At 69.5% G+C, this 10,044-nt stretch carries 11 protein-coding genes; 4 read left to right on the forward strand and 7 right to left on the reverse strand.

Going from position 1 to position 10,044, the window contains the following annotated elements:
• Positions 1 to 114 precede the first annotated feature (114 nt).
• Complete coding sequence (locus AB0H43_RS23655) at positions 115 to 1,140, reverse strand: GntG family PLP-dependent aldolase (protein ID WP_360003115.1); 1,026 nt, start codon at positions 1,138 to 1,140, stop codon at positions 115 to 117.
• 61 nt (positions 1,141 to 1,201) lie between these two features.
• Entirely contained in the window at positions 1,202 to 2,608 is a 1,407-nt protein-coding gene (locus tag AB0H43_RS23660) for a class II 3-deoxy-7-phosphoheptulonate synthase (protein ID WP_360002405.1), read from the reverse strand.
• A gap of 259 nt (positions 2,609 to 2,867) precedes the next feature.
• Here AB0H43_RS23660 and AB0H43_RS23665 point away from each other — a divergent pair, with 259 nt between their 5' ends.
• Together AB0H43_RS23665 and AB0H43_RS23670 are read left to right on the forward strand one after the other, a co-directional pair.
• On the forward strand, positions 2,868 to 4,121 hold the full coding sequence (locus AB0H43_RS23665) for a sulfatase (RefSeq protein WP_360002407.1): 1,254 nt from the start codon (positions 2,868 to 2,870) through the stop codon (positions 4,119 to 4,121).
• Positions 4,118 to 4,468: a hypothetical protein gene (locus tag AB0H43_RS23670; protein ID WP_360002409.1), complete on the forward strand. Its 351-nt coding sequence runs from the start codon at positions 4,118 to 4,120 to the stop codon at positions 4,466 to 4,468. Before AB0H43_RS23665 ends, AB0H43_RS23670 begins: the two co-directional genes overlap by 4 nt.
• Positions 4,469 to 4,574: 106 nt before the next feature.
• Here the strand turns inward: AB0H43_RS23670 and AB0H43_RS23675 are convergent, their stop codons facing one another.
• The 4 genes from AB0H43_RS23675 to AB0H43_RS23690 form a co-directional block, all read right to left on the reverse strand.
• Positions 4,575 to 4,946, reverse strand: coding sequence for a hypothetical protein (locus tag AB0H43_RS23675; protein WP_360002411.1), 372 nt, complete (start codon positions 4,944 to 4,946; stop codon positions 4,575 to 4,577).
• A gap of 125 nt (positions 4,947 to 5,071) precedes the next feature.
• Positions 5,072 to 5,884, reverse strand: a complete 813-nt coding sequence (gene proC, locus AB0H43_RS23680) for a pyrroline-5-carboxylate reductase (RefSeq protein ID WP_360003117.1) — start codon at positions 5,882 to 5,884, stop codon at positions 5,072 to 5,074.
• Positions 5,885 to 6,008: 124 nt separating this feature from the next.
• Positions 6,009 to 7,034 (reverse strand): 6-phosphofructokinase, encoded by a 1,026-nt coding sequence (locus tag AB0H43_RS23685; RefSeq protein ID WP_360002414.1) that lies wholly within the window; start codon positions 7,032 to 7,034, stop codon positions 6,009 to 6,011.
• 150 nt (positions 7,035 to 7,184) lie between these two features.
• Positions 7,185 to 7,700, reverse strand: a complete 516-nt coding sequence (locus tag AB0H43_RS23690) for a polyadenylate-specific 3'-exoribonuclease AS (protein ID WP_360002416.1) — start codon at positions 7,698 to 7,700, stop codon at positions 7,185 to 7,187.
• A gap of 21 nt (positions 7,701 to 7,721) precedes the next feature.
• Here AB0H43_RS23690 and AB0H43_RS23695 point away from each other — a divergent pair, with 21 nt between their 5' ends.
• Positions 7,722 to 8,570 carry a DUF1028 domain-containing protein gene (locus tag AB0H43_RS23695; RefSeq protein WP_360002418.1) on the forward strand — a complete coding sequence of 283 codons (849 nt, stop codon included), beginning with the start codon at positions 7,722 to 7,724 and terminating at the stop codon, positions 8,568 to 8,570.
• A gap of 102 nt (positions 8,571 to 8,672) precedes the next feature.
• On the opposite strand, the gene AB0H43_RS23700 is transcribed toward AB0H43_RS23695, so the two are convergent.
• Entirely contained in the window at positions 8,673 to 8,831 is a 159-nt protein-coding gene (locus tag AB0H43_RS23700) for a hypothetical protein (RefSeq protein WP_360002420.1), read from the reverse strand.
• 334 nt (positions 8,832 to 9,165) lie between these two features.
• On the opposite strand from AB0H43_RS23700, the gene AB0H43_RS23705 reads away from it, so the two are divergent.
• Positions 9,166 to 9,858: a Crp/Fnr family transcriptional regulator gene (locus AB0H43_RS23705; protein WP_360002422.1), complete on the forward strand. Its 693-nt coding sequence runs from the start codon at positions 9,166 to 9,168 to the stop codon at positions 9,856 to 9,858.
• Positions 9,859 to 10,044: the final 186 nt, after the last annotated feature.

Below are 10,044 nucleotides of genomic sequence, written 5' to 3' on the forward strand. Positions count from 1 at the left end.
CCGGGTGGGGTGGCTGTCTTGGTAGCTCCACACCTACCCGGAGGTCCTCACCCTTTCAAGATCCAGTCACCAACGTCCGTGGACAGAACACCTAGATCAATGTGACGAGCCGGGTTACTTGAGCAGCGCGGAGAAGACCTCGATCGCCCGGTCGATCCCGGCGTCGTCGACGTCCAGATGCGGGATGAGCCGGACCGTACGCGGCCCGACCGCCGCGCACAGGACGCCTTCCTCGGTCGCGGCCCGAGCCAGGGCCGGCCCGTCCAGGGCGGCCTTACGCAGGTCCAGCATGACCATGTTGGTCTCGACCGACGACGGGTCGCAGACGCCGTACGCCGACAGCGCCTCCGCCAGCCGCTGGGCTTTCGCGTGATCGAGGGCCAGCCGAGGCAGGTTGTGGTCGAGGGCGTACAGGCCGGCGGCCGCGAGGATGCCGACCTGGCGCATGCCGCCGCCCAGCCGCTTGCGGATCAGCCGTGCCCGCTCGACGTTCTCCGCCGAGCTGACCAGCACCGAACCCACCGGAGCGCCGAGACCCTTGGAAAGGCAGACGCTCACCGTGTCGAAGAGCCCGCCATAGGTGGCCAGGGGGATGCCGGTCGCGACCGAGGCGTGCCAGATCCGTGCGCCGTCGCAGTGCAGCGCGACACCGGCCCGGTCGGCGACCCCACGCAGCCCTTCGAGCGAGGCGAACGGGACGATCGTGCCGCCGTCCCGGCCGTAGGTCTGCTCGACGGCGATGGCCCGGGTGACGGCTGCCCGATACCCGTCCGGCATGACCAGCGACTCGATGAGATCCAGGTCGAGCGAGCTGCCGCCCGGCGTCCAGGTACGCGTACTGATGCCGCCGAACGTGGCGGCCGCCGCCAGTTCGTAGGTCACGATGTGCGCACCCGCGTCGCAGAGCAGCTCGTAGGTCGGCGGCACCAGGGTCTGGAGGCAGATCTGGTTGGCCATCGTCCCGGACGGGGCGAACAGGGCGGCCTCGTGGCCGAGCAGCTGGGCGACCCGGCGCTCCAGCTCGATCACGGTGGGATCGTCGCCGAAGACGTCGTCGCCGACCTCGGCGGTCATCATCGCCTCGCGCATGCCGGCGGACGGCCGGGTCACCGTGTCCGACCGGAGATCTACTGTGCCGATAGGGCCGCCCCGCCGTCCTCCCAGTTCACGCCGGTTCGAGCGGCGGTCGGCGCCGACCACGTCAGCCACGGAGCATCTCCGCCACCAGGAAGGCCAGTTCCAGCGACTGCTGGGTGTTCAGGCGCGGGTCGCACGCCGTCTCGTATCGGGTGGCCAGGTCGGCGTCCTCGATCGCCTGCGCGCCGCCCAGGCACTCGGTGACGTCCTCGCCGGTCAGCTCGATGTGGATGCCGCCCGGATGGGTGCCCATCATCTTGTGGACCTCGAAGTAGCCGAGCACCTCGTCGACGATCCGGTCGAAGTGCCGGGTCTTGTAGCCGTTGGACGACTCGTGGGTGTTGCCGTGCATCGGGTCGCACTGCCACACCACCTTGTGCCCGGCGTCGCGGACGACCTCGATGATGCGCGGCAGCGCGTCCCGGACGAAGTGGTTGCCCATCCGGCAGGTCAGCGTGAGGCGGCCCGGGATGTTCTCCGGGTTCAGCTTCTCGCAGATCTCCAGCAGCTCCGAGGACGGGATCTTGTGGTCGATCTTCACGCCGATCGGGTTCGCGATCCGCGAGACGAAGTCGAGGTGCGCGCTGTCGAGCTGCCGCGTCCGGTTGCCGATCCAGAGCAGGTGGCCGGAGAGACCGAACGCGCGGCTGTCCGAGATCCGGGTCAGCGCCCGGTCGTACTCCAGCGCCAGCGCCTCGTGGGAGGCGTACAGGGTGACGGTGCGCAGCGCCTCGTCGTCGGTCATCCCGCAGGCGTTGATGAAGGCCAGCGCCCGGTCGATCTCGCGGGCGATCGCCTCGTACCGCTCGCCGAAGGCCGAGGTACGCACGAAGTCCCGGTTCCAGTCGTGCACCGCGTGCAGGTCGGCCAGGCCCCCACCCAGGTACGCGCGCAGCATGTTCATCGCGGCGGCGGCGTTGGCGTACGCCCGGATCATGCGCTGGGGGTCGGCGACCCGCGCCGATTCGGTCGCCTCCAGGGAGTTGATCATGTCACCCCGGTACGCCGGCAGCCCGAGCGCGTCGGTGTCCGACGACCGCGGCTTGGTGTACTGCCCGGCGACCCGGGCCACCTTGACGACCGGCAGCGACGCCCCGTAGGTCAGGACGACCGCCATCTGGAGCAGCGTCCGGGCGTTGGCGAGGAGGTGCTCCTCGGTGTTGTCGGCGAAGGTCTCGGCGCAGTCCCCGCCCTGGAGCAGGAACGCCCGCCCCTCGCAGACCTCGGCCAGGCGCATCCGCAGCTGCTCGACCTCGTAGGGCGCGACGATGGAGGGCACACCTTCGAGCACCTTCGAGACCTGCTCGACCTCGGAGTAGTCCGCCCATGGCGGCATCTGCGCTCGCGGCAGCTTGCGCCACTCGTCGAGGCCGAGGGCAGCGGCCTCGGCCGGGTCGGCCGCAGTCCTGATCTTCTGTTCGAAGCCCGGATGCCGGAGCTGATGCCACTCGGGACGGGAAGCCGTACGCATGCCAGCAGCCTAGTGCGGCGATGGGAAACCACGGCGACCGCCCGGGTGCATCCCGACAGGTGATCACCTGCGAAAAGGAACGATCATGGCGCTGGTCACACGACACGCCGGGCGAGCACGCACGCAAGTTCATGATCGCGCGGAACACTGGTGATTTGTGCGTATTCGTCCACTTATTGTAGTAGCGCTCGCATTGGCGGGCGCAGCAGCAGCCGCCGTAGGCGGAGGGGCTGCAGGGGCAGCGGCAGCCGCCGGTTCCGTGCCGGAGGCGGCCAAGCCCAACATCCTGCTGATCAACACCGACGATCAGCGCTGGGACACCATGCGGGTCATGCCCAAGACCATGAAGTGGCTCCGGGGCGCCCGGAACTTCGACCGCGCGACGGTCAGCATCCCGTCCTGCTGCCCGAGCCGGGCGAGCATGCTGACCGGCCAGTACCCCCACAACACCGACGTGCACCTGCAGACCGACGGGCCGAAGGTGCACCAGAGCGAGCTGCTGCCGGTGCTGCTGCGCAAGGCGGGCTACCGGACGGCGATGGCGGGCAAGTTCCTGAACTCGTGGCCGCTGGACTCCGCCCCGCCGGGGTGGGATCACTACAGCGCCATGCACGGCGGCTACCAGGGCTTCAAGACCTACACCGACGGCAAGCTGGAGTGGGTGAACGCCTACTCCACGACCTGGTACGCGAACAAGCTGAAGGGCTGGATCCGGGGCTTCGACCAGGCGGGCGGCAAGCCGTGGTTCGCCTACTACGCCCCGTACGCCCCGCACCGGCCGTCCACTCCGGAACCCAAGTACGCCAAGTCCGACGTCGGCAAGTGCCTCCAGTCCGGCGAGTCCGACGTCTCCGACAAGCCGATCTGGCTCAAGTGGACCAAGCCGGACCCGGCCGCCTACGACGAGATCTGCCACAAGATGCTGCGTACGCTGCTCAGCGTCGACGACTCGGTCGACTCGCTGCTCAGCGATCTCAACTCGCGCGGCGTCCTGAAGAACACGATCGTCATCTACACCAGCGACAACGGCTACCTCTGGGGTGAGCACGGGCGTACTGAGAAGTTCGTCGGCTACCTGCCGTCGGTGCGCGTACCCCTGCTGCTGCGGTGGGACGGGCACGTGACCGCGGGCGCCGACCACCGGATGGCCGGCAGTGTGGACATCATGCCGACGCTGATGGCGGCGGCCGGCGCGAGCGGCGGCAAGCTCGACGGGCGGTCGCTGCTCGGCCCCGCGCGGCCGGGGCCGGTCCTGACCGAGTACTGGTACGACCTCAAGAACTCGAAGGTGCCGACCTGGGCCGCGCTGTGGGACGGCAAGGCGCACTACCTCGAGAACTACGACGAGCAGGGCAAGACCACGTTCCGCGAGCTGTACCACACGGACACCGATCCGGGCGAGCTGACGAACGTCCTGCACGGCAAGGTCTCCGACGCCGACCGCAAGCTCGGCGACGCGCTGCGCGACAAACTCGCCGCCGCCCGCCACTGCACCGGCTCGGGCTGCCCGTGAGGCCCGACCTCGCGCTGTACCGGCCGCACCGGGAGGCCTTCGACGTCACCGTCGAGGGCCTCCGGGTGCCCGGCCTGCACGCCACCTACTACAGCCGCCCGGAGTCCGCGCGAGTCGCGACCGTCGGCGTCTATCGCTTCAGCGGCACCGAGATCTTCATGGCCTGGGGGTACGCCGACGAAGCGCACTGTCGCTGGACGGCCTATCGGCAGCCGGACGGCTCGTGGACGGATCCCCAGCCGGGCTGCCCCGACCCCACCCGCGTCCTCGCCCTCTCCCGCCGCCTTGCCGCCGATCATGAACCTTCGGTCATGATCGACCGGCGTGTCATGTCCGCAGCGTCCTGATCGATTCCTCGGCGCCCTGATCAACGCAGTCGGCCGCCGTCGACCACGGTTGCCCCTCACACAACCGCGGCCGACAGCGGGATAGGTGCGCCGGACGACTTGCGGGTCAGTGTCCGGCGCGTACGGGCGTCTCCTGGCCGGCTCGCGACAGCCGGCGGACGGAGACGATCGAGGCCACGGTCACGGTCAGGGCGAATCCGAAGAGGACCGTGTGCAGCACGGGATTGGCGATCGGGACGAACCCGATCACGGCGACGGGGAGTTGGACGAGCCCGATCAACGCCACCAGGGCGCCACGCCGCCGCCCGCCCCAGGCGTACGCCGTCCACAGTGGAGCGCTGACCACCGCGAGCGTCAGAACATCGAGAACGGCGTGCCAGACCGGGTTTCGCACCGCGTTATGAGCGAACGCGTACGAGGGGGAAGATACCGCGAGTACGGCGAGAACCGTGCCCGAGAAGATGACTGCTCGACGCATGATCGCCTCCACTGTGTTCGGACCTGTACCGACGGTAAGGCGGTGCCGGTCCGAGACGGAAGGCTGAACCGGATTCATTCACGCAATCCGGGCATCCCACCCACCGCCTGGGTGACGGTCTGTCGTCAGGTGTTCTGGGCGGCCAGTTCGCGCGCCCGATCCCGGGCCGCTTCGAGCGCGGCGAGCAGCGCCGCGCGTACGCCGTGGTTCTCCAGCTCGCGGATGGCCGAGATCGTCGTGCCGGCCGGCGAGGTGACCGCTTCACGCAGCTTGACCGGGTGCTCCCCCGAGTCGCGCAGCATGACCGCCGATCCGATGGCGGTCTGCACGATCAGGTCGTGCGCCACCTGCCGCGGCAACCCGAGCAGGATCCCGGCATCGGTCATGGCCTCGACCAGGAAGTAGAAGTACGCCGGCCCCGACCCGCTCAACGCGGTGACCGCGTCCTGCTGCGACTCCGGCAGCCGAATGGTCCGCCCCAGCGGCCGGAACATCTCCTCCGCGAGCGCGAGATGCTGAGCAGTGGCGTGCGCGCCCGCCGAAATAGCGGTCATCGCCTCATCGACAAGCGCCGGCGTATTCGTCATGACCCGAACGACCGGCACACCCTCGCGCAGATACTTGGCGAAAAACGCCGTCGGGAGACCCGCGCAAAGCGACACCAAAAGCTTGTCCGGGCTGATGAGCGGGCCAAGGTCAGTCATCAGCGCACCCGCGTCCTGCGGCTTCACCGCGATCGCGATGACATCGGCAGAGGCAACCGCCTCAGCGTTGTCCAGCACCCGGACGCCATAACGAGAACGAAGCTCGTCGGCTCGCTCGGGCCGACGAGCGGTCGCGATCAGGCGGTCGACGGGCCAACCGGCCTTCACCAGACCGGAGAGCAGCACCTCACCGATCTTCCCCGCACCCACTACGGCAACGGTGTGCATACCCATCCCGTCCAACCCCATTAGCCAACCACCCACGGCAGCGTCAAATGTGGTTGGGGCGTTATTGACCCGCGCAGGGATCAAGCCTGACCGCCCGGAGCGGGTCAATAACGCCCCAACTGCACGAATCTCAGCCGAAGAGCACTTCCGCCTCGGAGTACTTCTCCACAGGAACGGTCTTGAGCTCACGAGTGGCCTCGACGAGCGGAACCCGGACGATGTCGGTGCCGGCGAGGCCGACCATCTTGCCCCAGTCCCCCTCGTGCGCCGCGTCGATGGCGTGCAGCCCGAAGCGCGTCGCGAGGACCCGGTCGAACGCCGTCGGCGTACCACCGCGCTGGGTGTGGCCGAGCACGACGGCCCGCGCCTCCTTGCCCGTACGCTTCTCGATCTGCTCGGCGAGCCAGGTGCCGATGCCGCCGAGGCGGACGTGGCCGAACGCGTCGAGTTCGCCGCCGAGGGTGACCATGTCGCCTTCGGCCGGGACCGCGCCCTCGGCGACCACGATGATCGGCGAGTAGTTGGTGCGGAAGCGGTTCTCCACGTGGTCGACGACCTTCTCCAGGTCGAACGGCCGCTCGGGGATGAGGATGACGTTGGCGCCGCCGGCGAGGCCCGAGTGGAGGGCGATCCAGCCGGCGTGGCGGCCCATGACCTCGACCACGACGGTGCGGTGGTGCGACTCGGCCGTGGTGTGCAGGCGGTCGATCGCCTCCATCGCGATGTTCACGGCGGTGTCGAAGCCGAACGTGTAGTCGGTGGCGCCGAGGTCGTTGTCGATCGTCTTCGGTACGCCGACCACCTTGACACCCAGCTCGTGGAGCTTGGTCGCCACGCCGAGGGTGTCCTCGCCACCGATCGCGACGAGGGCGTCGACGCCCATCTCCGCGAGGTTCTTCTTGATCCGCTCGACGCCGCCCTCGATCTTGAACGGGTTGGTCCGGGACGAGCCGAGGATCGTGCCGCCGCGCGGGAGGATGCCCCGCACCTCCTGGACGCCGAGCGGCTTCGTCAGACCCTCCAGCGGGCCCTTCCAGCCGTCCTTGAACCCGACGAACTCGTGCCCGTAGGTTCCCACACCCTTGCGGACGACCGCGCGGATGACTGCATTGAGACCGGGGCAGTCGCCCCCGCCGGTGAGAACACCGATACGCATCTCGATCCCTTTCGAGGGTGCATATACCAAGCCCGTGGTGGAGCCCCAGAGCAACATGATCGGCGACGCTGCCGGCCCGGGGCGGGCCGCAATTGCGCACTGTATCGCCCCTAGCTGGGCTCTTTCCACTCGCCCCGGGCGAACTGGTGGCTACTTTCCGGTAACTTGCCGGAAACCTGTCATGGCCTGCCACCGCGCGAGGTTGTGCCGCGCGTCGACCAGAGCGTCGTGCCGTGCCGCTTCGGCGGACGGCAACGGCGGGCGGCCCGCGTCGTCCCACAACTGGCGCAGATCCTTGGTGAAGCGTGGGATGATCCTGGGCAAAGCCTGCATGTTGCCCCAGAGCTGGGCGAGCGCGACATGATCGTAGGCGGCGTACCAGGCCCACAGCTCCAGCTCGCCGTCCGGGTCCGCCTGCAACGGCTCGGTCAGGAACGCCAGGAGGTCGTCCCGGAGCCGTTCCCGGGAACGCCACGCTGGATTGCCCGGCGACGGCAGCTTGTCGAGCACGTTCTTGCGTACCCAGGGGATGGCCTTGGTGGGGTCGAACTGGCTGGAGATCGCGTAGAACTCACGGCCGTGCTCGTCCACGACGCCGATCGAGACCAGGTCGATCGTGATTCCGTCCTCGATGAACTCACAGTCGTAGAAGTAGCGGTACGGCATGAGTCCCCTTACTGTTCCGGCATGACCTTCTCGATCGTTGCGCGCTCCAGCGACGGGCTGGCCCACGGTGTCGCCGTGGCCAGCAAGTTCCTGGCCGCGGGGGCGGTCGTCCCGGCCGCCCAGGCCGGGGTCGGCGCGCTCGCCACCCAGTCCTACGCGAACCTCGCCTACCGCCCGCAGGGGCTCACACTACTGGGTACGCAGGTGGCGGCGGCGGAGGTCGTGGCCGGATTGACCGCGGCCGACCCCGGGCGCGACCAACGGCAGCTGGGCGTGGTCGGCAAGTTCGGCGAGGGGGCGACCTACACCGGACCGGCCTGCCACGAATGGGCGGGCGGCGTCGCCGGTGACGGGTACGCCGTCCAGGGGAACATCCTCACCGGACCGGAGGTCGTGGACGCGATGCGGGACGCCTTCCTCGCCAGCGAGCACGGTACGCCGGGCGACTCGGCGATGGCGTTGGCCCGGCGACTGGTGCGGGCACTGAGCGCGGGCGACGCCGCCGGCGGCGACCGTCGCGGGCGGCAGAGCGCGGCGGTCTACGTCGTCGCGCCCGGGGCCGGCTACGGCGGCACGAGCGATGTCGCCGTCGACCTGCGGGTGGACGACCACCCCGATCCGTGCGGCGAACTGAGCCGGCTGCTCGACCTCCACGCGCTGCTGTTCGAGAAGGCCGATCCGGACTCGTTGCTGGACTTGACGGGCGACCTCGCCGAGGAGGTACGCGCGCTGCTGGCCGACCGCGGCCACGCCGACGCCGACCTCGACGTCGCGTTGGCCGACTGGGCCGGGATCGAGAACCTGGAGGAGCGCATGATCCCGGGCCGGATCGACCCGTTGGTGCTGGCGCACCTGCGGGAGAAGTCCTGACTCCACTCCGACGCCGAGCGCTGGATCAGCGATCTCGGTCGAATCTTGGCGCAAGATTCGACCCGGAACCCTGATCCGGCGGCGAAGAAACGCGCGAAGACGTCACGGCGTCGCCCGCGCCGATCCGGCGTCCACATCGGCGGCGCAGAGTCGTTCGGCGAGCACCAGCCCCGCCTCGAAAGCGGTACGCGTCCCCGGCGGGACCAGTTTGGCCACATACCGGTGGGAGCCGACGCGCACCGACCAGGTAGCTGAGGTCATCCCTCCGGACAGTCGAGTGCAGCCGTCCGGCGGAAGATGCCATGCCGTGTGCAAGGCGGACCGCACCGTATCGTCAGCGCCCATGGGGGATTCCGTGGCCGTAGCGCTTCGTGCGGGCGTTGTCGCACCGCGTGCGTACGCACAGGGGCCGGATTATGGCATCCTCGCAGCAGATCCATCGCCGACGATAACCCGGGAGTGGCATGCATGACCGCCACCTGGGGGTGTACAACACCCGGTCGGCAGACGATGATCTGGGATGGCGGCCGCACCGGATCGGTGTGGCCCGACAGGAAGACCGGCAATGCTTAAGCCGGCGGGGAGGGGTGGCGCCGTGGAGATGCGGCTTCCGGAGCCGGCTGATGCGCTCACCGGCGTGGAGATGTTCGCGGGCCTGGAACCGGATGCGCGGCAACGGCTGATCGCAGCCGCCGTGCCGCGGACGTACCGTCGCGGGCAACTGCTGTTCGTGGAGAACGACCCGGGTGAGTCGCTGATCGTGCTCAAGCGGGGCAGCGTGGCCGTGTTCCGCACCGCGCCGACGGGGGAACGCGCGGTGTTGTCGGTCATGCGGCCGCCGGACGTCTTCGGCGAGGTGTCGCTTCTGGACGGTTCGGCCCGTTCGGCCTCGGCCGAGGCGCTGGAGGACTGCTCCGCGCTGGCCCTGAGCCGTGGTGCGTTCATGGAGTTGGTCCACACGCACCCGCGCATCCTCGACGCGGTCATGCGGTCGCTGGGCGCGCTGATCCGGCGGCTGACCGACCAGAACGCCGACTATGTCTTCCTCGACCTGCCGGGCCGGGTCGCGAAGACCTTGGTGCGGCTGGCGGGCGAGAGCCAGGCGCCGATGATCACCATCGAGCTGAACCAGAGCCAGCTGGCCGAGATGGCCGGTGGTTCCCGGCAGAGCGTCAACCAGGCGATCGGCTCGTTCGCCAGCCGGGGCTGGCTGCGGACCGAAGGCCGGCGGATTGTGGTCACCGACCTGGCGTCGTTGCGCCGCCGGGCCGGGATGGCCGACCGCTGAGAGCACTCGCCGGGGCGAACGCCTCAGCGGATCGACTCGACTCTCGAGACTGCGCGGGGGGGGGGGGGGGCGGGCCGGGGGCCCCCCCCCGCGGGGGGCCCCCCCCCCCCCACCGCGCCGGGCGCGCGCCGACCCCCCGCGCGCGTAGTGGCGGCGCACCGGGAGGGGTTGGCGGTGCCCGTAGGC

Source organism: Hamadaea sp. NPDC050747, from assembly GCF_040654195.1.
GTDB lineage: Bacteria > Actinomycetota > Actinomycetes > Mycobacteriales > Micromonosporaceae > Hamadaea.